Here is a 21,679-nt window from a genome sequence, read left to right on the forward strand (position 1 = left end):
GTTCTTAAAGACAGTTGAGTGCATGGCTCAATACCATTTTCTGGTATGATCAGAATTAGTCATTATTCATTTACTCTTTGGATTTAGTTTCAGGATAAAACAATGCGTTATAGAATTCATTTTATTGATGTGCAGAATACCCTCCAAAACTATATCTGGATTTTAGAAGATACTGAAACCCAAGAAGCTGTTGCAGTCGACCCAACAGAAGCGGAACTGGTAACTCAATTTTGTCAGAATCATCAGTTAAATTTAAAACAAATCTGGCTTACTCATTGGCACAAAGACCATATAGGTGGTGTTGCGGATTTAACTGCTGCCCAAAAAATTACTGTGTATGGCCCACGTGATGAGCTCACAAAAATTCCGGGAATTACCCACCCCTTACAACATGACGATCATCTAAAATTTAATGATTTAAAAGTAGAGATTATTGCAACCCCAGGCCATACCTTAGGGCATATTGTCTATTTTATCGAAGAATTAGAAGCTGTATTTTGCGGCGATACTTTATTTGCGATGGGATGTGGTCGATTATTTGAAGGCACAGCTGAACAAATGTATCACTCACTGAGCCGTTTAGCAGCACTACCAACCAGCACAAAAGTTTATTGCACACATGAATACACGCTTTCAAATGCCGAATTTGCCTTAACGGTAGAACCGCATAACCATGCCTTATCAGAACGAGCTGAAGAAGTCCGTGAGCTACGTAAACAGAGATTAATCACCCTACCAAGCACGATTGAACTTGAATTAGCAACCAACCCCTTTCTTCGCGCAGAAAGTGTTGAAGACTTCGCCCACCTGCGTGCTCTTAAAGATAATTTCTAAAATTAAGCTTTCAAAGAAGATACAGTTTCATTTTTAAGAACTGTATCTTCTTGCTTATTACCTGTTGTCTGTAATTATTTTTTACATTTACTCTATTTTTATTTGTTCATTATTTTAAAAATATCATTGAATTTATAATTTTTAAAAACCATCACACAAACAGCTCTTTGGATAAAAAGTTATTATTTTTTAGTTACATAACAGACTCATAATTTCATAAAAATGAAATCTTTTATTTCTTTATCTTACTTTTTTTACAAGTTGCAAAATAAAAAAAAGTTTTTCCCCTTTAAAAAATCTAATTAAAACCCTATTAATAAATAAGATGTAATGCCACGGATAGAAGGAGTTCTCACGTGAAAAAGGTTGTTAAAGCTAAAAATTTGATTGCGTTTCGTATTTGGTTAGAAAAGTTAGGGTATTCAGTTAAAAATCTCGCTGACGGGAAAGGTTTTACTTTTAGTTTTAAAAAAGAATATGGTTTGGTGACCTGTGAGTTAGCAGGTAATTCATTAGCAATGCAATTAGGTGAAGAGTTTGAGGATCACTTAAAAGCATAATTTTTCACGACTTGATTTAAATTACTGTCTGGTCTTTATTGAAAGATAAGTAATGTTGCAGAACTTTAGAATGGCTTAATTAAAAATATATTTTTAGATATTAAACAAAAAATCTGTAGCTGGGCTATTCTCCCAAATTGCCCTTAGCTACAGATTTTTTTGTAAGGTTAATCTTGTTTAGGGTTCTTTAATGCTTTATCAAGAAGATCTTTATCTAAAGCCTTATCCCAACGTGCCACAACAATTGTTGCACATGCATTACCCACTAGATTTGTTAAAGCACGGCACTCAGACATAAAGCGGTCAATACCAAGAATTAAAGCCATACCTGCGACAGGAACAGCTGGTACAACCGATAAAGTTGCAGCTAGAGTAATAAAGCCTGCACCAGTCACCCCTGCTGCCCCTTTAGAACTGACCATTGCCACTAAAAGCAATGCAATTTGCTCACTAATTGATAAATCTACATTACAAGCTTGTGCAATAAACAGAGCCGCCATAGTCATATAGATATTTGTACCATCAAGGTTAAATGAATAACCTGTTGGAATGACTAAACCTACAACTGATTTTTCACAACCTGCTTTTTGCATTTTGTCCATTAAAGATGGCAAAGCTGCTTCAGAAGAACTTGTTCCCAAAACCAACCAAAGTTCATCTTTGATATAACGAATTAAATGAATAATTGAAAAACCGTTATAACGAGCTACTGCACCTAAAATTACTAGAATAAATAATACAGCAGTAATGTAGAACGTCATGATTAACAGTAATAAATTACCAATTGATTCGATTCCATACGCACCGATCGTAAAAGCCATTGCACCAAAAGCACCGATTGGGGCAAGCTTCATTAACATACCAACCAAGTAGAAAACTGGAGCTGTTAAGTTATTTAAAAAATCGGTAATTGGACGTGCTCGGTCACCCAAAGCAGCCAAAGAAATACCAAATAGCACCGCTACAAATAACACCTGTAAAATCTCGCCACCAGCCAGAGGACTGACCAATGTTTGCGGGATAATATTCATGAAGAAGTCGGTAATATTTGTTGCATGCGCCTTTTCAACATAAGTATTTACTTTGTCGTTGACTAAGGTAGCTGGATCAATGTTAAGGCCTTTACCCGGTTGGATAATATTTGCCACAATCATACCAACCACAAGCGCCAAGCTTGAGAAGGTTAAAAAGTAGAGCATAGCTTTACCAGTTACACGGCCGACTCGGCTCATGTTTGTCATACTGGCAATGCCTGTAACAACAGTTAAAAAGATGACGGGAGCGATAATCATTTTAACGATCTTGATGAATGCATCACCAAGTGGTTTTAAACTTTCGCCAAGTTCTGGGTAAAAATGACCAATTAAAATGCCCAAAATAATTGCAAAAATGACCTGTACATACAAAATTTGGTGAAATTTCTGTTTTTTCTGTACTGCTTCTTGGTCAAGGGTATTGAAATCCATTATCTAAATACCTTTTCGATGGGGATAAAAAAATAAAATATAAAGCAAGCACCACAAGCTGCTTTAACAAGGAAAAGCCATTGTAAAGAATAAAAAACACCCTGTGTCATAAATTTAAAAAATGTTAAATTCAAAAATCATGCGTTAAATTGTATAGAATACTTTTTATTTTTAAGTTTTAAATATCGCAAAAATAGTTAATTTTTTAAATAAGCTATTATTTATATTAAAATTTTACACCATAAATAGTGATAAAACCCGCCATGCACACTCCTTTATCCACCTCAATCCAACCATTTATTAAATAAATGATTTTATATAAAACATATAAATTATAAATTATGAAAATTTATTTTAAAAATAATAAGAAAAACTGATATATAATTTCTTAATGAGAAACCGCGTCTATTTCTTGTTAAATATTTAGACTAATAGGCCGCTATAAATTAATTAAAATTGGAATGAGTCTTAAATAACCGCTCTAATAAAATATGGACATAGTCTAAGCATAAGGTGCGGTCAGTGAATAAGATTCTAAACAACATTGGAGCAATGACTGCTTCGATAATTTCTTGATTCGATATGGTTGGTTCATGACGTAGTCTTGCTCGAGCTTGAATAATATCGAGTTGCTGAATAATTAAGGTTTCGCATTGTCGAGCATTTGAAGATTCAGCTGCATATAACACATCACGTAGTAAGATCTGTCCCACTTCAGAAGAATACTCTTCAAAATACTGTTCGACCCATGCGGTAACATCAAGTTGAAATGAACCTAAATCTTTTGGCTCCATATCCGGTTTGAGTTCATTTAGAGCCACGTCTGAAAATAACTGATTAATGTCTCCCCAACGGCGATAAATTGTTGAAGGTGTTACTCCTGCCTCATGAGCGATCATGGGTATGGTGATTTGACTTTGCTCCAATGTTTTTTGAAGCTCTTTGACAGCTTGATGTACCGCAGTTTGAATTCTTTCACTACGGCCGCCCGGTCGTAACCCAGTAACAACTTTTGCCATTAATCAGCTCTACTTCAATAAAAATAATTAAAATATTATTTGCATATACAAAATACACTAAAGCTAAGGATTTGCTTTAGTGTAAAAATAATGTATAAAAGCTAAATATTCGCTTTTATGTTATTCATCTTATATGAACAATTCAAGTTCGAAACGGTCTAGATCTGTTTTTCAGTTAGATTCAAGAGTTGCGTTGACCTTAAACACGATCACACTCATGACATTTATGGCCGCGTCCAGCTCACCGACTCCTCTATATCGCTTGTATCAGCAAGCATGGCAATTTTCGCCTGTTACATTAACCTTAATTTTTGCGACCTACGCGTTTACCTTACTTGCCTCTTTACTCATTATTGGTTCCTTATCTGATTATATTGGACGTCGACCTGTCATTCTTTCGGCGATTTTTCTGCAAATTGTTTCAATGAACTTTTTCCTTTTTGCCTCAGATGTTTCTATGCTATTTATTGCTCGTGGTCTGCAAGGCATCGCGACCGGACTTGCTGTTTCTGCCATAGGAGCCGCAATTTTAGATTTCAGCAAACATCAGGGCTCCTTGATTAATAGTATTGCTCCAATGGTCGGCATGGCAGCTGGCATCTTTATTACATGTACTATTTTGCAATTCTCAGCTCAACCTTTGCAGCTCGTTTTTGAGCTTTTATGTGTTCTCTTTGTATTTCAACTCATTTTAAGTTTTTTTAATCCTGAAACTGCACAAAAAAGATCGGGTGCACTTGCTTCTTTAAAACCCAACATGGCTATTCCTCATCAAGCAAGAAGTGCTTTATTAAGCATTAGTCCTATTAATATTGCACTTTGGATGGTCAGTGGTTTTTTCTTATCACTTATGCCCTCTTTACTCGCAAAGATTTTTCAAACCTCTTCTGCATGGTTAAACGGGATTATGTTTATGGCGCTTGCACTTTCAGGTGCAGCAGGTATTTTAACGCTAAGAAAATCTACAAATTTTCGTATTTTGCTCACGGGTACCTTATCCATCATTATTGGGGCAACCGTTTTATTTTTAGCGATTAATTTTACAAGTGCAGTGGTTTTATTTTTAGGCTCTATTATTACTGGAGTAGGTTTTGGTACCGCTTTTATGGGAGCAATTCGCACAGTCATGCCGCTTGCGTTACCAGAAGAACGCGCAGGTCTTATGGCTGCATTTTTTGTTGAAAGCTATTTGGCTTTTAGTATTCCGGCAATTCTTGCAGGCTATTTTGTGGGTAAAATTGGACTTATGAACAGTGCTAATATTTATATGAGTTTAATTATTGGCCTTGCTCTGATTGCCCTTGTAATGATTTTTAAAAATATTAAAAGCAAATAATGATTTGTTAAAAAGTCAGCCTCAAATGAAGCTGACTTAAACAATTAAAAACAAATAATACTTAAATAAATAATTTAGCTTCTGATTGCTACATTCATATCTATTCAAATTCGTTAGACTATTTTTAATATAAAGATTCACTCGCAAGATGAATTTAGATGAACAATAAGTAAAAGGCTTAAAAGTACGTTTGAGTTATCATTATAAAATATAAGGAAATTTATTATGAATAATTTCATTTTGACAACTTTTGATTGGGTTCCAGAATTACCACGAGGTTTTGTAAGAGATATAAGGATAAGATGGGCATTAGAAGAGGCAAAAATGCCCTATAAAATAAATAGCGTATCTTTTTATGAGAGAGGAGCTGATCATTTTGCTCACCAACCTTTTGGGCAAGTTCCTTGGTTAACAGACGGTGATATTTCAATTTTTGAAAGTGGCGCTATCTTATTTTATTTGGGTGAGCGTAGTCGTGTACTTTTACCTACAGATCCGAAACAGCGTAATGAAGTTATAGAATGGTTATTTGCAGCACTTAATTCAGTAGAAATGGCGAGTCTTCCTTGGGCTTTATTAAGATTTTCTAATGCTCAGAGAGATACTCCCGCATACAAACAATTTGATGCTTTTCTTCAGTCTCGCCTTCAACATATGGAGTCATTTCTTGCAGAGCGCGAATGGCTGGCTCAGTCATTTTCTATAGCCGATATTGTTATGGCTGACGTATTACGTTTGGTGAATAAATTTGATGGGTTGACAGAATTTCCCCATTGTCTTGCATATGTTCAGAGAGCCGACTATACGTCCTTCTTTTCAAAAAGCATATGCTGACCAAATGGCTCATTTTGCAGCGGCAGATGCCAAGAAGAATGCTTAAACATGTCATTTAAGCATTCTACATTTATTAAGCTAAAACTTAAGATTTACTGATCACGCCAAGGTTTTAAAAACCGCTTTACATACTTTTTAAAGGGCCATGTAAACTGTTTTACAAAACTATTTGGGATTTTATAGCCAACCGTTCCATATACACTTGCTAAGTGGCTTGGCATATAGACCGTTTTGAAAATAACATCATAGAGTGGGATAAAAGCAGCATAATTTTTATCAATAGCTGGTTTTTCTGAAGAATGATGCCAATGGTGGAATTCTGGTGTTGCAATAATCCAGCGTAAATATGGAAAGCGAAAACGTACATTGGAATGAATAAAAATAGCGTGAAACGAAATAAAAACTAAATAAGCAAAAACAGCTGAAGTATGAAAACCTAATAGGAAAATCGGTAAAGTCGCAATAAAGCGAGTCATTAATACTTCAATTACATGTAAACGAGAAGATGCTAACCAATCCATATATTCTGTCGAATGATGAATCGCATGAAAGCGCCATAAGAAATTAACTTCATGCATAGCGCGGTGCAACCAATACACCGTAAAATCCACCACAATCAGTAACTCAATAAATTGAAGCCAAATTGGTTGAGCTTGTACATAAGGTACAATCGGGTTATCAGGCAGGTGCGTAATCCAATATTGAATTGGCATAACCGTTAAAAAGCTGAATAGTTGAATCCCAACATGGCTGACCATGAAATATTTCATATCGGTCACCCAACCGACTCTTAATATTTTTTGTTCAGGATTTTTAGCAAAAAAGCCTTCAAGCGGAATAAAGACAAACGCTAAAATGAACAAGGTCAGTACAAAATAATCGATACCTGCATAAAACGGTACACTTGGTAAAACGGGTGCTTCAATTACGCCGCAACCCAAAACTGCTGCCACAAGTGAGAAACATAGCCCGTAGAACCCATATCGATTTTGACGAACAATCGCGCTAAATGCACCAAAGCCAGCACTAATCACAATGCCAGTGATCAGGCCATAATAGAAAAGATTATAGTGCTTTGCGTAAAGAGGACGAAGTTCTGGGGTCGTTAATACACTGGGAAATAAAAAACATAAAGCACCAAATAAGCAAAGCAAGCTGAGTGACATTGAAATAAAGGCGCTGATTTTCCCTAAACCTGCGTTAAGTTCTAAATTTTCAAATTTTGCTCTTAATTGATCGGTCATAATTTGTATCAACAGTTCTTATTGTGTATGCCGCGAATGCTATCAAAATTTAATAATAAATTGGAAAGAACTTTAACTTCTCAGATCAGATCCATTAACCTGAAAATTGAATTTTAAATATAACTTTCAACACAGATATTAGATATTAATAGCTTTATAAAACTTCAAATATTTGACCGACAGATTGAATCAGCCATTTTCTGGCAATAATATCATCACTACGATTAAACCAGTTCAAGCTCACTTTAAAAGAATCCATAGCGAAAGGTAATTCAAACATTTGGACATTACCATGAGCGAGATAATGTCGAGCTGCTCGTGATGGTAATGTCACCAACATATCTGAACTCTGTAAAACGCCTTGCAAAACACTAAAATGTGGAACTTCTAAACGAATACGTCGCTTCAAATCCATTGTTTTTAAATATTGCTCGACTTGGATATGCCCTGTCGATGATTTAATGGCAACATGATCTTCTTGCAAATATTGCTCTAAAGTCAGCTTAGTCTTTAGCCTCGGATGGTCAGCTCTAGCAATACATACATATCTTTCTTCAAATAGAGTACGGGTTTCTATTTTCGGCATTATTGTCTGCGTACTATTAAAGACAGCCAGATCTAAAAAACCATCAATGAGCCACTGCTCAACCTTATCTGATCGAATCTCTTCAATTTCAATTTGAATATGTGGGGCTGCTTTTTGTAAAAAAGCCATAAGACTAGGCAATAGACAAATTTCCCCTGCATCAGACAGTCCAATTCGGAAAGTTTTATTTGAGTTTTCAGGATGAAATTCCTGTGCTTGAGCAATAGCCGATTCAATATTAAAAATCGCTTGATGGAAAATTGGATAGAGTTCATGAGCGACTTTTGTTGGCTCCACTCCTCCTCGACTTCGAGTAAATAATTCATCATTTAACTGACGGCGTAATCGGTTCAAATTATAAGTGACCGAAGGCTGGCTTAAATTTAATTTATCGGCAGCTTTACTAATATGACGAGACTCATAAATACAGACAAAAACTTTAATCAAACCTAAATCCATGGTTCTGATCCTTTAAATACTCTAAACAAAGACTTTAGCTTCTTTGTTTAGAGTTTAGTTTATTTTATCGGGATAAAAATGCTTACTTCTTATGGAGATATGCTTGAATTTAGCATTACACGCTTGGTTCGATTACAAATACTTATGACAATAACACTTAAGGTTGCCAGCACACAAGGAATGGCTAGAGCAATAAAATTATATTCAATTGGTAAATGCAGACTTAAAAGCCAACCACACAAAATCGGTCCCAGAATAGCGCCAATACGCCCCACACCTAAAGCCATACCAATGCCGGTACTTCGAATTGGGGAAGGATAAAACTGCGCCATATAAGCCAGTAATAAAATTTGCCCTCCAATAGAAGCTGCACCTGCAACAGCAATGCAGAGATATAAAATCACCATAGGTAACGCGTAGCTTAATAAGTAAAGTGAAATTCCACCCGCTAAGAATAGTGAACAAATGACCTTGCCGAGATGAAAACGATCAGCAAAGAAACCGCCACCGATTGCGCCCAGCATTCCACCTAAATTTAATGCCAGTAAAAATACCAAACTGGTTGATAGATCGTAGCCTGCTTCTACCATTAACTTTGGTATCCAATTACCTAGGGCATACACCATAAGTAAAGCCATAAAGACACTGAGCCAAAAAAAGATGGTGACTAGGGCACGATTTTCAGTAAACAAGGCAACCAAAGGACGAGCAGCAACTTGTTGGTTTTCCTGATGTAAAACGATGTTAGTCTGGACACTTATATTTTGTTCTGGGGCCAATTGTTGAAGTAAATGTCTTACTTCATCCCACTTCTTCTGGCGAATTAGATAATCAATCGATTCGGGTAAATATTTCCAAATAATCGGTAATAGAACCAACGGAATGCCTGCCAAAATAAACATGATTTGCCAACCAAAATTAGGGACCAACCACATGCCTAAAAGTGCCGACCCCATGCCACCAATGGCGTAACCACTAAACATCAATGAAACTAATGTAGATCTTAACTTTTTGGGGGCATATTCTGTCATTAGGGCAATAACGTTGGGCATTACACCGCCTAAACCTAAACCCGCAATGAAACGGTAAATTGCAAACGCTTTTGGACTATCGGCAAGACCGCATAACACAGTAAAACTGCTGAAAATCATGATGCATAACATAATAAGGCGTTTACGGCTAAAGCCACAAGATTCTAATTTGTCCGCTAAACTTCCAAACAGCATTGCACCAAACATCATGCCAAATAGTGCAACACTACCTAAAAGCCCAGCAGTCATACTATCTAACTGCCAGTGCTGCATGAGCTTAGGCAATGCAACACCGTAAATGACCAGATCATATCCATCAAAAATAATAATGAGTGCACTCAGCAAAATCACTCGCCAATGCAATGGCGTTAACTTTGCCTCATCAATGAGTTGATTTGCATTTAGTTTTTCCATAATTGCTTTCCTTAGCAAATTGTTTATAAAGCATCACATGATTTAAATAGTCGCCATTCCTAGCTGTTTTAATTGTTGCTGCGCATCCATAACATCTTGTTCTAAATCATGTTGCCATAACCAGTCAAAACGATGTTCAAGGTGCTCACCAATTTCTGCAAACGTTGAGTACTGAGTTGAATAGCACTCGTAAATTTCACCAGACTCACGAGAAGTTTGTTGAACACGACAAGCGCGTTTTAAGCGGAGCTTTTCATAAATTGAAGACACATCGGTTAGCTGGTCTACTTGTAAGTTTTTTGTCGCCAGTAAGGCAGCAAGAACCAAAGCATCTTCGAGACCTTGCCCTGCTCCAGCCCCTTGGTGAGGTAACATGGCATGTGCGGCATCACCCATAAGAATCACGTGACCCGAGGCACTTTGATAAGTCGATAGTTCTTCAATTTCATGTAAAGCCCAAATGGTGGGTTGCTCAATTAAACCCAGTAACTTTTGACAGCTCTCACTCCAATCAGAAAAGTCTGCAAGCATTTGAGCTTTATCGACAGGACGTGTCCATGGTGTATTGGCTGGTAGTACCGTATCTTCACGATTTGAGCAAAAGGCAACAATATTAATTTGTTCACCCTTACGAATTGGAAACGTCAAAATATGTTTATCTTTACCCAATAACATTTGTGGGATATCAGCTAAGTCTGTATCACCTTGCATTTGCTGCAAAGCTTCTTTAAATGAGGCGTATGAAATGATGCCACGATATGCCCAAGTTCCTGAAAAGCGTGGATGAACAGGTGGCAAAGCATGTGTAGCTAAAACATATTGGCGAGCAACAGAGCGAATACCATCAGCCCCAATCAAATAATCACATTCGTGCCGACTGCCATCATTGAAATGTAAAATAACTTGATCTTCTTGTTCTTCAATAGACTCAAGTCGTTTAGAAAAGTGGACATTTTGCGTAGGCATATGCGGAATAATGGCATCTAGAAAGTCTGCACGATGAACAGAAGACTGCCCTACACCTGTCGCTACCGATGCAGATAAATATTCATCGTTATAACCATTGCGCCATTGAAACCAAACATCTTGAAATGGTGCAGATATCTTATCTGCAATCGCATGATATTCTTTTGCTAAGCCTAATAATTCAATCGCTTTGACTGCATTTGCTCCAAAAGAAATTCCTGCCCCAATTTCAGAAAACTGAGGTGCAGATTCAAACATTTGGACATCTAAATGAGCGTGTTTACTTAAATTACTTGCCAATGCCAGACCAGCAATACCGCCACCAACCACGGCAATTCGAATATGTGTATTCATGTGTTTTATCCTTAAACATCATTGTTGTTTTCACATATTCATTCTTGAGAAGTTGGCTTATAAAGTCCAATTAGTATTTTTTTCATTCAATTATTTAAAAATTAAATAATAGCCAGTTGGACGAGCCTCTATAAAGCTTAAAGACTGCCCATACTAATAAATGATCGTTAATATACTTTATGGTGTGCCTGGCGGGGTTCCAATAGCATATTTCATTGGAGCATCATAAGTCGTCTCAGCAACTGGTGAAACGCGCCAAATCGTATTGCCCACATCATCTGCAACTAACACGGCACCTGAAAAATCAACTGCTACACCTACAGGGCGCCCATAAGCTTTGCCTTTATCACTGAGGAATCCAGTCAAAATATCTTGAGGCGGCCCCGATGGTTGACCACTTCTAAATGGTACATAAACTACTTTATAACCACTGTGCGGTTTACGGTTCCATGAACCATGTTGACCGATCAATGCCCCTCCTCTAAATTGCGGCATGAGTTCAGCTGCATAGAATGCAAGACCTAAAGAGGCTGTGTGATTACCTAGTGCATAGTCAGGTTTAATTGCACGTGCGACCAGTTCAGGATTTTGTGGTTTTACTCGTACATCTACATGTTGACCATAGTAGCTATAAGGCCAGCCATAAAAAGCACCGTCTTGAACTGACGTCATATAGTCAGGTACTAAATCACTGCCAATTTCATCGCGCTCATTAACAACCGTCCAAAGTTTGCCGCTTTGAGGTTGCCAAGCCATACCATTCGGATTACGTAGTCCCGTTGCAAATGGACGTGACTGACCACTTGCAATATCAAACTCCATAATTTGTGCGCGACCTTTTTCTTTATCCATACCATTTTCAGCAACATTACTGTTAGAACCAACAGTAATGTACAGCTTACTCCCTGCTGGGTTAGCGATCACATTTTTGGTCCAGTGGTGATTTAAAGGACCGCCCGGTAAGTCCAATACTTTGGTTCCACTTGCTGTAATTTGAGTTTCGCCCTCTTGATAAGGAAAACGCACAAGTGCATCCGTATTGGCGATATATAAATTATTACCTACTAATGCCATACCAAACGGTGAGTTCAAATCTTTGAGAAATACCGTTTTTTGATCAGCAATTCCGTCTCCATTAGTGTCTCGAAGCAAACTAATACGGTTGGCACTCGGATGAGATGATCCTGCACGTCTCATCACGAAAGTCATAATTTTACCCTTAATCCCTTTGCCGTCTTCTGGTTTAGGCGGGGCATCTGTTTCAGCAACCAATACATCACCATTTGGTAATACATAAAGCCAGCGTGGGTGTTCAAGTCCTTTGGCAAATGCTTTGACCTTTAAACCTTCTGCCGGTGTTGGCATAACACCACTCGGCCAGCCTTCTGCTGGTGCTATATTTACGGTTGGAAATAAACTTGATTTAGGCTCAGGCAATTTTGGTTCAGGCCCATAGCTCTCGGTAATAGGAGATTGAGAGGATGAAGCACATCCAGCTAATGTAATTAAAACCGTAGTGCCGAAAATTGGCAGTAAAAAACGTGTAAGCATGGTTTATCTCCATTTATTTTTTGTCGTCATGGAAATAGCGTAATTTATGTTTGCAATTAAACAAGCAACTTTAATGGAGTCTTTTGTTTATGGCTTGAAAAAAACGTTCTTTATCTTTTGGTGAAATCATCACTGAAGTAATTTCTCCATTTTTCATATAATAAATTTTGAGTCGATCTAATGAGAGCGCTGGAGATGAAAGTGGATTATGAGTAGGTTCTATTTGAGTAATATCATTAATATTAATTTTCCATCGGAATACCAAGCTCTTAATAATTAATGTGTCGTTTTCTACTACGTAATAAGTGTTAAAAATTGGAAGCCAAATGACAAAAATAATTAAACTATAAATAATGAGATGCGGAAAATTTGAAGCTAAAGAATAATTATGATTTGCTTCATAAATTTTCATAACAATGATGACAGTAGTAACAATAAATATTAATAAAATCCACCAATCAATTTTTGATCTAAATTTCAAAAGTTATCCTCCATTCTAAAATTTCATTTATAACGGGTCTTTCTATAATTTTTTTAAGAAAATAATTGAACTAAAAATTAGCTTTAAATGTTAAAGATATAAAATCTCGATCATCTATAGTACTAAACTCATTAGAACCAAAAAAGTTATTATAGGCAATCTCTGTTGTATATTTTTGCTGATAAGTCATAGATAACGCCGTACTTACACTCATTTGCCCTTCTTGAAAGTTTTGGCTATATCCATAAACATCATGTCTAAAACTAAGACTTGGCGTAATCACTGTAGAGGGTAAAATATCTTGATAATTTAATGCGCCACGTAATCGGTAGCCAAATGACCATTCATTAAAAAATCCCTTTTTATTACAAAAACGTTCATTTAAGTTGTCAATTTCTGCATTTGTAAGATGAGCTGTACCATACGGCGTACATTTAAAGTCACCTGTTTCAGGATTATAAGCACCTGTTGAAAGCTCACTACGGCCAAATGCTCCTGTCCGACCAATCCGATGATTACCAATATCTGCAATATGATTTAAGGCAAACTCTGTAGACCATGTCATCGAGTTTGCGCCCAAAATATTAAATATGCTGTCAGTTGCTCCGACCGAAAATTGTGTTACAGGTAAGCGTACATAACCTTGAATATATTGACCTAATTGAACAATTTCCCCAGGCGGTGCAAATGGTGTACCTTCCGATAACACTTGAGCATAGACAATGTCGGTACCATTTAGTTGCAAAGGTTGATTAGGTTTGTGGGTTAATTCACTAAAAACTGTTGTTGTGCCAACTTTACCAGTCAGACTTAATCCAAACATTTTGATATTTTCAGGATAAATAGAAAAATAACTTGCGGTATTAAAGTGCTCTGGCCCCCGCGCTGTTACTGCCGTTCCATCAAAGTTTGCATTACGGTTATGATAATTCGCATAGTAAATACCTAACTCAGCATTATTTAAACTTGGTAATGTCTGTTTTAAAGCAATACCATATTGACCGCTGTCTTTTGCTTTTCTGCTTTCTGCACGTGGAATATAACTACCTAAACGCACTGCCGTATCAGATAACTTATCACCCCCTCCAGCAATCAGAACTGGTCCCGCGTTTTCGGGAACAAAGTCTGAAATCTCAAAGAAAGTCCCGCTGCCATCAACAACTGAAGGCCTAAATTTAAATTGATAGAAACCTTCTATTTTCAGATTTTTATTAATGCTTGTATCGAATGAAAACATTTCGGTTGGAATGATTCTTTCTTTTCCATCACCAGCCGGTCGGTTAATTGCAGCAAAATCAAATGCACTCACCGAATTTAAACCGTTTTGGAAAAACTGAGATTTCCCCCAATTTAAAGTCTGTTTGCCTAATTTTAAATTTATGGTTCGTCCATCGTTAAGTTCAAAATCTTTCCATATATAGGCATTCCATAAATCGATACCTTTGAACTTTGCGAGCCTTGGCCACGCTGAATCATTAAAGGGTTTAAAGTCTCCTTCCCCTGTCTCATAGGCATGGTCGTACCAGTATTTAGTACTGATGACCACACCCTGCTGTTTTCCATTTAGCTTAACTTCTGTTATGCCTCTAATGATCTGTGAAATGGCATCATATTTACTAAAATTCATGCGCCCATCGTCACCATTCACATCAATGCTAGAACCTTGCTTACCAATTTTGTTTGCATCAGGCCGATAAAGTAATGAAACGGATGGATCTTGTGTACTCCAACTGGCACCTAAGCTTAATGTCGTTTTTGTATCGAACTTCCAGTCTTTATCAATATCAAAACTAGCTGCATTCGCTTTAGACATAAATAAAATCAGACTTAATGAAACACCTATTTTTTGAATATATAAAATATGTTGGTTTGTTTGATTTAAATATACGTAATGACTCATCATATTATCTCCCTATAAATATGATTTTTCTTATTTATTGCTTATTACTCAAAGCCATCCATTGGCTTTTAAATGGTTTATATAAGCAGATGTTTTTTCGTACTAGGCGGGTTGTTCCACCTGATCTAACTGTTGAATAAATTGCTCAGCTAAAGGCCAATAACCAAAGCCTGATGCAGGGTTTAAATGTCCCACCGCACCTAAATTTACGAGTTGGCTACCCCATTTTTCAGCCATTTCACTTACAGCTTCATAGCGAGCTAAATGGTCATTGGTGCTGGCAACCAAAATGCTGGGGAAAGGTAACTTTTGCTGAGGTAAAGGGCTCCATGCTTCTTGATGAAGTACAGTGGGGCTCGGATAATTTTCAGGCCAACTTTCGTTTAAGTCAGGTGGAGCAACAAGTAGAGCACCTTGAATTGGTCGTTGATGTTTGGCAGCCCAGTGTATAGTCATCAACACACCCGCGCTGTGCGCAACCAAAATGACAGGCCCGTTTATTTTTTCGAGTTGTGCTTGTATGGCAGCAACTCTATTTTCACAATTGAGTTTATTGGTTTGTACAGGTGGTACAGAGCGAACCTTCGCTAGTCTTGTTTCTAAAATCGTTTGCCAATGCTCGGGAACGTGGTCGCGTAACCCCGGAATAATTAAAATTGTTGCTCTGGTTTGTATTTTTTCCATTTTGACGCCTGTGAACTTTGCCATCTAGGATGCATAAAAATTTTTATAAAACTCCATTCACAATAAAGGCTCATTTCATTCGATGGTGTACATAAGGCGTCACGGACTTTTCATTTGACGACACATCTTTTTAAAATTTAGTAAATTCATTAAAATATTTTTTGTAATTACAAGTGAATTAAAAGAACAGGTTTAAAATTGACTCGACATCACGATGAGGCTCTTAAATAAAAGCTTTTGTAATGTGAATATTTTAGTTATAACTAGATATAGGCTGTAAGGAATATGGCTGATTAAGAACAAGGAGATAATAAAATGGTACCTCTTGCGCATACGGCCTCTTTAAAAAATTATTTGGCAGTTGCTCAACAATTAGATCTAAACCCCTACCATTTATTATCACGTGTTGGGCTTAGTCAAACTCAATTAAATGATCTTAAACAACGCATTCCTGTAGATAAAGCCATTACCTTGCTTGAAGACTCAGCCCAAATGAGTAGTTGCGATGTTTTCGGTTTACATATGGCAGAGCAACGCGAAATTGCAGATTTTGGTGAAATTAGCCTTTTGTTAAATTATCAGCACACTTTACGAGATGCCTTACAAACGATTGTTCGTTATAGGAATTTACTCAATAACTCACTTGAGATTTATATTGAGGAAGTTGATGATACGGTGGTTATTCGAGAAGAAGTTGTGACCACAACTTGCGGATATAGTCGCCAAGCCACTGAACTTGCTTTAGGAATTACCCATCGTTTTTGTGCAGCGTTACTGATGCAAAAATGGCGACCATTAAGTGTTCACTTCACCCATAATCCACCAAGCGATTTAACCCTGCATCGGCGGATTTTTGGCTGTGCCTTAGAATTTGGCAGTGACTTTAATGGCATTGTTTGTACGGCAGCCGAACTTGATACAACTAATCCTCAAGCAAATCTGGCTATGGCCAACCATGCACAGCGTTATTTAGATATTTTACAGAATAGTAATGAATCGACCATGATTTTTGATATTCGTAAAAGTATTTATCTTCTTTTACCAATGGGCCGCGCTACGATTGATCAAGTCGCTCAAACACATGGTATTCATGTCCGGACCTTACAGCGTCGCTTAGAAGAAGCACAGACGAGTTTTAGTGATTTAATCAATGAAGTACGTAAAGACCTCGTATTTCGCTATTTAAAAAATCTAAATTATTCACTCGCTCAAGTGTCTGATATTTTAGGTTACTCAATGCCGAGTTCTTTTACTCGTTGGTTCATTAGTCAATTTGGGATGTCACCGAATATGTGGCGTAGTCACAATAAAGCTCTGCTCAATTAATTTCTCTTTATTTGAAGCTAATTGAACTCATTTAAAATGTAAGGAAGCTGGAGAACTACTCCATAACTTCCTTAAAAATCTAATTTTTAAAATTAAAACCACAAGCGCATAAGGCCAAGAACCAATACCACTAAAAATATGCTTTCACCGACCATGAGAAGAATTGGTTTAATCCCGACAGATGCCAATTCTTTTAACTGAGTTTTCATACCCAAAGCACTAATTGCGATGACTAAAAACCAGCGTGATAAATCATTTACTCCATTTTGAACCATCACTGGCACCCATCCTGTACTGTTAATACAAGCGAGTATTAAAAAGCCAACTGCAAACCAAGGTAGTAATGGTGGACGCTCCCCCATTGTATCTGCACCTTGCATGCGGGTAATCATTGCCGCACAAACAATCACTGGAAGCAGCATTGCTACACGCATAAGCTTAACTACAGTCGCAGTATCACCTGTTTCGGTAGACATGCTATAACCTGCTCCCACCACTTGCGCTACATCATGAATGGTAGCTCCGAGAAAGACACCAGCAGCTTGTGGCGATAACTCTAACCACTTCGCAATCATTGGATAGACAATCATTGCTAATGTTGAAAGTGCAGAGACCCCAATGACTGTAAACAAGGTCGCTTTTTCTTTTTGGGGATGATTCGGAAAGGCAGCTGACAATGCTAGCGCAGCTGAAGCACCACAAATTGCGGTTGATCCACCGGTCAACATACCAAATAGTCTTTGGAAACCTAAAATTTTAGCTGCAATGACAGAGACAGCGATTGTTACAATAACCAAAGTAACGACTAAGGCTACAGGCTGCCACCCTAGTGCAGTGATTTGTCCTAAAGTAATACGCATGCCTAGTAAGGCAATACCCACTCGAAGCACAGTACGTGCGGTGAATTCAATACCTGCCTTACATTTACTTTCGGCTGCTAAAAAATTCAGGCTCATACCTAGCAGTAAGGCAAATAACATGACTGGGGCACCATAGTGCTCAGATAAAAAACAGGCAGCCGCAGCAACGACCGAACTGACCACAAAACCCGGTGCTAATTCTCGTGTGCGCTGGGTAAAATTTTTCAAAACTAAACTAGCCATGATTTTCCCCAGAACCCATCACAATAAATACTTTTTCCTTAACAATTTCTATGGGATAGGTTGCAACTTTGAGCTGAGAAGAATTAACTAAACAGCCATTTGTTAAATCAAAGCGTAGACCATGGGCACAGCACTGAATTACTCGTCCTTCTAAACGTCCACTAAATAGTGATGCTCCCTGATGAGGACAGCTGTCATCGATTGCATAAAATTGAGCCGCAACGTTAAATAGTGCGAGAGTTTTATCTCCAATTTTTAAAAAAGCCCGCTCACCTGAATTCGGTATTTTCTCAAAAGGCACTTCAAATCGAGTAGTCACATTAATTCTCCCTGAACAACAAGTGCCTCATGCATCACTTGATAAAGTGCATCTGCTGATTGCGCTCCCACTAAGGCAGCAGCCCGATCAAAAATAAAGTAAGGCACACCATTACCTCCTGTACTTGCAGAGATAAAATCTTGATGATCTTGAATAAGTAAATTTTTGATTAGCTCAGGTGAGAAGCCACAACGTTTCGCGATTTTGTATAAAGTGGTGGTATTTCCGATGTCTATGCCATCATAAAAATATGCAGCAAAGAGCTGTTCTAACAGCATATTGCACTGCTCAGGAGTACCGATTTTTAAAGCTTTATCAAATAAACGATGAGCTTTAGCCGTGTTTGGCATGCGCTTAATTTGTTCAAAATCGATTTTGAGGCCAACCTTATTTGCGGCTTTATTGACTTGTTCCTGTCTCATGCGAACTGCTGTCAAGCTACCTAATCTTTTCAAATAAAACGTTTGAAAAGGTACGCCTTCAGCTGCCAAGTCCGGTATGAGCTGAACACCTTGCCAATGCACAACAACTTTGACGCTAGGGTGAAGCTGATAAAATCTATTTATAGCGATCAGTAACTGACGTTTTCCGATCAAACACCAAGGACAAATAAAGTCAAAAAATACATCAATGTGTAATTGCCGAATCATCATTTGTTATTCATCCCGCATTTTTGTATTTGGTTATCTGAATGGGTTTTCAGTTCAGTTATTCCTTGCTGCTCAAAGCGTGCAATATCTTTGTGATAATGACGTTTGGCATAAAAAAATACGGCAGCGGCTGCAATACTGACCAATGGCATCAGTTGAAATGCACTGTGTAAACCAATTACATCAGATACTTTGCCGACCACCAAAGGACCAAGTGCTAAGCCAAGAAAATTATTAGCCAAGGTGAGCGTTGCAAATGCAGTGCCATGTACTGAGTTATGAGTGAGATTGGCCACCATGGCACTTGATGGACCATTAGTTCCGAAGGCAATGAACATTCCGAGGCAAATTAAAAGTAATTGACTGCGTCCCGCAGGCACAGCAAATGCAATTGATAAAAGCACACAACCGACCAAGCAATATGTAATGGCTAAACTGACCTTCCGATCAGGACAATTACGGCCCAAGTAATCACATAACATACCGCATAAAATTGTACCTACCGCACTACACAGTACGATAACTGCTGCCATCACGCCTGCTGTGTCAGTACTCATTCCGTAATAGCGATTGAGATAACTCGGCAACCAGACAATCACTGTGCCACCAACAAACAATTGCAATCCACTACCAATGTAAGTGGCAATAACTGAATGACTTGAATATAACGTTTTTAAAGGACTTTCAATGTGCTGTGTTTTACTACCACTCTTATTTTGAGGTGATGCGTTTATTCTTTTTTCTTTGACTAAAACTGGATATAGAAAAGCCAAAATGAGGCCAAATAAAGCAATGCCTCCAAAAGCCCAACGCCAGCCAAAGTGCTGAGCGAGAACACCACCTAAGGCCATACCCAAAAATGAACCGAATACAGCGCCAGCCATAAAAGCACTGGCTAGTGTTGCACGCATTTCTCTTGGGAAAACAGCAACAACCACAGCAATACCAACACTGCCATAAGCTGCCTCTCCCACACCCACCATAAAACGAGCAATAAACATTTGCTCATAGTTTTCAGCCAGTGCACATCCTAAAGTCGCCAAACTCCATAACACCGCCATACTGGCCAAGCTTTTAACTCGTCCAAAACGATCTGCCAGTAAAGATAATGGCAGAGTTAATAAACCCACCATTAACGCAACAATGCCACTGAGCAAACCAAGCTGACTGTCACTGAGTAACCATTCCGTTTTAAGCAATGGAAAGACAGCGTTTAATACCTGCCGTGACATGTAATCGGAAATGAGCAAGCCAAAAGTCAAAGCAAAAACAAGCCATGCATAACGACGAGGTATACTGACTGACGTATCAACATCGCTCATCTGATCTGAATACTGATGTGCATTCATACGACCTCCTTGTATTTTTTATAATTTCTATTTAGCTAGTGCAGCATTGTTTCTTTAAAATCAAAGCAAATAAGCTGCACTACAATTGAGGTCTAAATTCCATTAGACCTTGTTACATTAGTTACGGTGAGGAACGCCTTTTTGCCCAGCTTGACGATTGGGTGCCATACCATTTGCGATTAGGGTTTCTTCAATACTGTTGTATTGCACCCCAATACGATAAATTTCACGAGCTTCTTTTCCTGATGCAATTTCACGACCTAATTCATGGGCAATCCGAACGGTTTGCTTAATTTGCTCTACAGAGGAAAAACGGCGTCCGTGATGATCAATAATCGTATCTTCGTTACCCACACGAGCATGTAACCCCATTGCCATCGACATGGTGTTAAAAGGCAATACATTTTTAAGCAGAGATTCGGATGTCAAAGTACATCCATCAGGTACGCGATGAATAAAATTAAAGAAATTAAATGGGTTTGGACCATCAAAACCACCACCAATTCCAATCCAAGTTAAGTTTAACGGCCCCATATACAACCCTTTACGCACCATACGTTCTAGAGTTTCAAGTCCGTGCATTCCTGTTAATTGAAAGTGCGGTTGAATATTATTTTTACATAAGCGTTTAATATGTTCGGCCACCCATGCCGGACCAGCTGGCACGGTCATCTCCGCATATGCTGCCTGAGTCGCCGGATGTGCCAATGATGTCCCTTCCAAATATTCAGGATAGAGCAATTCCATAATATTCATTTGTGTGGTGTTAATTGCCACCGTGACCTGATCGGGCTTTGGGGTGAGTTCAGCCAACATATGTCGGGTGTCATCACTTAGCCATAATGCCGCCTCACCTTCACTCTCTGGTGCAAATGAAATCGAACCACCCACCTGAATAATCATGTCAGGTACAGCTTCACGTACACCTGCGATGAGTTCATTAAACTTTGACAGGCGTTTAGAACCTTTACCATCAAGCTCACGGACATGTAAATGCAACACCGTAGCACCCGCTTCATAGCATTCGACCGCTTTTTGTATTTGCTCATCCATGGTCACAGGAATATCTTCTGGAAAGTCTTCAGGCATCCACTCTGGACCATACGGCGCAACGGTAATGACTACTTTTTCCATATTTTCTGGGTGCAAAGAATCGTCAAAGAATTGCATATGCATCTCCTTATATATTTTTAGAATTTTCAAATAGATAAAA

20 protein-coding genes are annotated in these 21,679 nt (G+C 38.1%); 5 read left to right on the forward strand and 15 right to left on the reverse strand.

What is annotated here, in order from left to right; genetic code table 11:
- Positions 1–102 precede the first annotated feature (102 nt).
- On the forward strand, positions 103–834 hold the full coding sequence (gloB, locus tag ASF86_RS08030; protein WP_056481023.1) for a hydroxyacylglutathione hydrolase: 732 nt from the start codon (positions 103–105) through the stop codon (positions 832–834).
- A 356-nt stretch (positions 835–1,190) separates the two neighbouring features.
- The gene (locus ASF86_RS08035) at positions 1,191–1,394 is read left to right on the forward strand and encodes a hypothetical protein (RefSeq protein WP_003652518.1); all 204 of its coding nucleotides are present in this window, start codon (positions 1,191–1,193) and stop codon (positions 1,392–1,394) included.
- 167 nt (positions 1,395–1,561) lie between these two features.
- Here the strand turns inward: ASF86_RS08035 and ASF86_RS08040 are convergent, their stop codons facing one another.
- Complete coding sequence (locus ASF86_RS08040; protein ID WP_056481025.1) at positions 1,562–2,860, reverse strand: dicarboxylate/amino acid:cation symporter; 1,299 nt, start codon at positions 2,858–2,860, stop codon at positions 1,562–1,564.
- A 446-nt stretch (positions 2,861–3,306) separates the two neighbouring features.
- Positions 3,307–3,879, reverse strand: coding sequence for a TetR/AcrR family transcriptional regulator (locus ASF86_RS08045; RefSeq protein WP_056481026.1), 573 nt, complete (start codon positions 3,877–3,879; stop codon positions 3,307–3,309).
- A gap of 133 nt (positions 3,880–4,012) precedes the next feature.
- Between ASF86_RS08045 and ASF86_RS08050 the strand changes: the two genes are divergently transcribed.
- Both ASF86_RS08050 and ASF86_RS08055 read left to right on the forward strand, forming a co-directional pair.
- A complete protein-coding gene (locus ASF86_RS08050) occupies positions 4,013–5,215 on the forward strand; it encodes an MFS transporter (protein ID WP_056481029.1) in 1,203 nt (400 codons plus the stop codon).
- Positions 5,216–5,440: 225 nt separating this feature from the next.
- On the forward strand, positions 5,441–6,049 hold the full coding sequence (locus ASF86_RS08055) for a glutathione S-transferase family protein (RefSeq protein ID WP_264753228.1): 609 nt from the start codon (positions 5,441–5,443) through the stop codon (positions 6,047–6,049).
- Positions 6,050–6,141: 92 nt separating this feature from the next.
- On the opposite strand, the gene ASF86_RS08060 is transcribed toward ASF86_RS08055, so the two are convergent.
- The 8 genes from ASF86_RS08060 to ASF86_RS08095 all read right to left on the reverse strand — a co-directional run bounded on the left by ASF86_RS08060 (position 6,142) and on the right by ASF86_RS08095 (position 15,743).
- The gene (locus ASF86_RS08060) at positions 6,142–7,293 is read right to left on the reverse strand and encodes a sterol desaturase family protein (protein ID WP_005039565.1); all 1,152 of its coding nucleotides are present in this window, start codon (positions 7,291–7,293) and stop codon (positions 6,142–6,144) included.
- A 154-nt stretch (positions 7,294–7,447) separates the two neighbouring features.
- Positions 7,448–8,338, reverse strand: a complete 891-nt coding sequence (locus ASF86_RS08065; protein ID WP_056481031.1) for a LysR family transcriptional regulator — start codon at positions 8,336–8,338, stop codon at positions 7,448–7,450.
- An 89-nt stretch (positions 8,339–8,427) separates the two neighbouring features.
- A complete protein-coding gene (locus tag ASF86_RS08070; RefSeq protein ID WP_056481033.1) occupies positions 8,428–9,783 on the reverse strand; it encodes an MFS transporter in 1,356 nt (451 codons plus the stop codon).
- A gap of 42 nt (positions 9,784–9,825) precedes the next feature.
- Positions 9,826–11,103: a salicylate 1-monooxygenase gene (gene salA, locus ASF86_RS08075; RefSeq protein WP_056481035.1), complete on the reverse strand. Its 1,278-nt coding sequence runs from the start codon at positions 11,101–11,103 to the stop codon at positions 9,826–9,828.
- Between the two features lie 177 nt (positions 11,104–11,280).
- A complete protein-coding gene (locus ASF86_RS08080) occupies positions 11,281–12,654 on the reverse strand; it encodes a PQQ-dependent sugar dehydrogenase (protein WP_056481037.1) in 1,374 nt (457 codons plus the stop codon).
- A 70-nt stretch (positions 12,655–12,724) separates the two neighbouring features.
- Positions 12,725–13,135, reverse strand: a complete 411-nt coding sequence (locus ASF86_RS08085; RefSeq protein WP_056481039.1) for a PH domain-containing protein — start codon at positions 13,133–13,135, stop codon at positions 12,725–12,727.
- A 70-nt stretch (positions 13,136–13,205) separates the two neighbouring features.
- Positions 13,206–15,035 carry a DUF1302 domain-containing protein gene (locus ASF86_RS08090; protein ID WP_081407658.1) on the reverse strand — a complete coding sequence of 610 codons (1,830 nt, stop codon included), beginning with the start codon at positions 15,033–15,035 and terminating at the stop codon, positions 13,206–13,208.
- 102 nt (positions 15,036–15,137) lie between these two features.
- Positions 15,138–15,743, reverse strand: a complete 606-nt coding sequence (locus tag ASF86_RS08095; protein WP_081407581.1) for an RBBP9/YdeN family alpha/beta hydrolase — start codon at positions 15,741–15,743, stop codon at positions 15,138–15,140.
- Positions 15,744–16,034: 291 nt separating this feature from the next.
- On the opposite strand from ASF86_RS08095, the gene ASF86_RS08100 reads away from it, so the two are divergent.
- The gene (locus ASF86_RS08100; RefSeq protein ID WP_056481043.1) at positions 16,035–17,045 is read left to right on the forward strand and encodes an AraC family transcriptional regulator; all 1,011 of its coding nucleotides are present in this window, start codon (positions 16,035–16,037) and stop codon (positions 17,043–17,045) included.
- 92 nt (positions 17,046–17,137) lie between these two features.
- Here ASF86_RS08100 and ASF86_RS08105 read toward each other — a convergent pair whose 3' ends face one another.
- The 5 genes from ASF86_RS08105 to ASF86_RS08125 form a co-directional block, all read right to left on the reverse strand.
- Positions 17,138–18,148, reverse strand: a complete 1,011-nt coding sequence (locus ASF86_RS08105) for a YeiH family protein (RefSeq protein ID WP_056481045.1) — start codon at positions 18,146–18,148, stop codon at positions 17,138–17,140.
- On the reverse strand, positions 18,141–18,449 hold the full coding sequence (locus ASF86_RS08110; protein ID WP_081407659.1) for a Rieske (2Fe-2S) protein: 309 nt from the start codon (positions 18,447–18,449) through the stop codon (positions 18,141–18,143). Before ASF86_RS08110 ends, ASF86_RS08105 begins: the two co-directional genes overlap by 8 nt.
- Positions 18,450–18,463: 14 nt before the next feature.
- Positions 18,464–19,120 (reverse strand): DsbA family oxidoreductase, encoded by a 657-nt coding sequence (locus tag ASF86_RS08115; protein ID WP_056481049.1) that lies wholly within the window; start codon positions 19,118–19,120, stop codon positions 18,464–18,466.
- Complete coding sequence (locus tag ASF86_RS08120; protein WP_056481051.1) at positions 19,117–20,466, reverse strand: MFS transporter; 1,350 nt, start codon at positions 20,464–20,466, stop codon at positions 19,117–19,119. Before ASF86_RS08120 ends, ASF86_RS08115 begins: the two co-directional genes overlap by 4 nt.
- 117 nt (positions 20,467–20,583) lie before the next feature.
- Positions 20,584–21,636: a 3-keto-5-aminohexanoate cleavage protein gene (locus ASF86_RS08125; RefSeq protein WP_056481052.1), complete on the reverse strand. Its 1,053-nt coding sequence runs from the start codon at positions 21,634–21,636 to the stop codon at positions 20,584–20,586.
- Positions 21,637–21,679 lie beyond the last annotated feature (43 nt).

The sequence above is a fragment of the Acinetobacter sp. Leaf130 genome (assembly GCF_001423205.1).
Taxonomy (GTDB): Bacteria; Pseudomonadota; Gammaproteobacteria; order Pseudomonadales; family Moraxellaceae; genus Acinetobacter; species Acinetobacter calcoaceticus.

Bases quoted from the DNA above. Each gene is read 5' to 3' on its own strand.
- ASF86_RS08105 (WP_056481045.1), bottom strand. From the start codon at position 18,148: ATGGCTAGTTTAGTTTTGAAAAATTTTACCCAGCGCACACGAGAATTA.
- ASF86_RS08120 (WP_056481051.1), bottom strand. From the start codon at position 20,466: ATGAATGCACATCAGTATTCAGATCAGATGAGCGATGTTGATACGTCA.
- salA (WP_056481035.1), bottom strand. From the start codon at position 11,103: ATGAATACACATATTCGAATTGCCGTGGTTGGTGGCGGTATTGCTGGT.
- ASF86_RS08070 (WP_056481033.1), bottom strand. From the start codon at position 9,783: ATGGAAAAACTAAATGCAAATCAACTCATTGATGAGGCAAAGTTAACG.
- gloB (WP_056481023.1), top strand. From the start codon at position 103: ATGCGTTATAGAATTCATTTTATTGATGTGCAGAATACCCTCCAAAAC.
- ASF86_RS08055 (WP_264753228.1), top strand. From the start codon at position 5,441: ATGAATAATTTCATTTTGACAACTTTTGATTGGGTTCCAGAATTACCA.
- ASF86_RS08060 (WP_005039565.1), bottom strand. From the start codon at position 7,293: ATGACCGATCAATTAAGAGCAAAATTTGAAAATTTAGAACTTAACGCA.
- ASF86_RS08065 (WP_056481031.1), bottom strand. From the start codon at position 8,338: ATGGATTTAGGTTTGATTAAAGTTTTTGTCTGTATTTATGAGTCTCGT.
- ASF86_RS08050 (WP_056481029.1), top strand. From the start codon at position 4,013: ATGAACAATTCAAGTTCGAAACGGTCTAGATCTGTTTTTCAGTTAGAT.
- ASF86_RS08090 (WP_081407658.1), bottom strand. From the start codon at position 15,035: ATGAGTCATTACGTATATTTAAATCAAACAAACCAACATATTTTATAT.
- ASF86_RS08040 (WP_056481025.1), bottom strand. From the start codon at position 2,860: ATGGATTTCAATACCCTTGACCAAGAAGCAGTACAGAAAAAACAGAAA.
- ASF86_RS08100 (WP_056481043.1), top strand. From the start codon at position 16,035: ATGGTACCTCTTGCGCATACGGCCTCTTTAAAAAATTATTTGGCAGTT.
- ASF86_RS08045 (WP_056481026.1), bottom strand. From the start codon at position 3,879: ATGGCAAAAGTTGTTACTGGGTTACGACCGGGCGGCCGTAGTGAAAGA.
- ASF86_RS08125 (WP_056481052.1), bottom strand. From the start codon at position 21,636: ATGCAATTCTTTGACGATTCTTTGCACCCAGAAAATATGGAAAAAGTA.
- ASF86_RS08080 (WP_056481037.1), bottom strand. From the start codon at position 12,654: ATGCTTACACGTTTTTTACTGCCAATTTTCGGCACTACGGTTTTAATT.
- ASF86_RS08095 (WP_081407581.1), bottom strand. From the start codon at position 15,743: ATGGCAAAGTTCACAGGCGTCAAAATGGAAAAAATACAAACCAGAGCA.
- ASF86_RS08115 (WP_056481049.1), bottom strand. From the start codon at position 19,120: ATGATGATTCGGCAATTACACATTGATGTATTTTTTGACTTTATTTGT.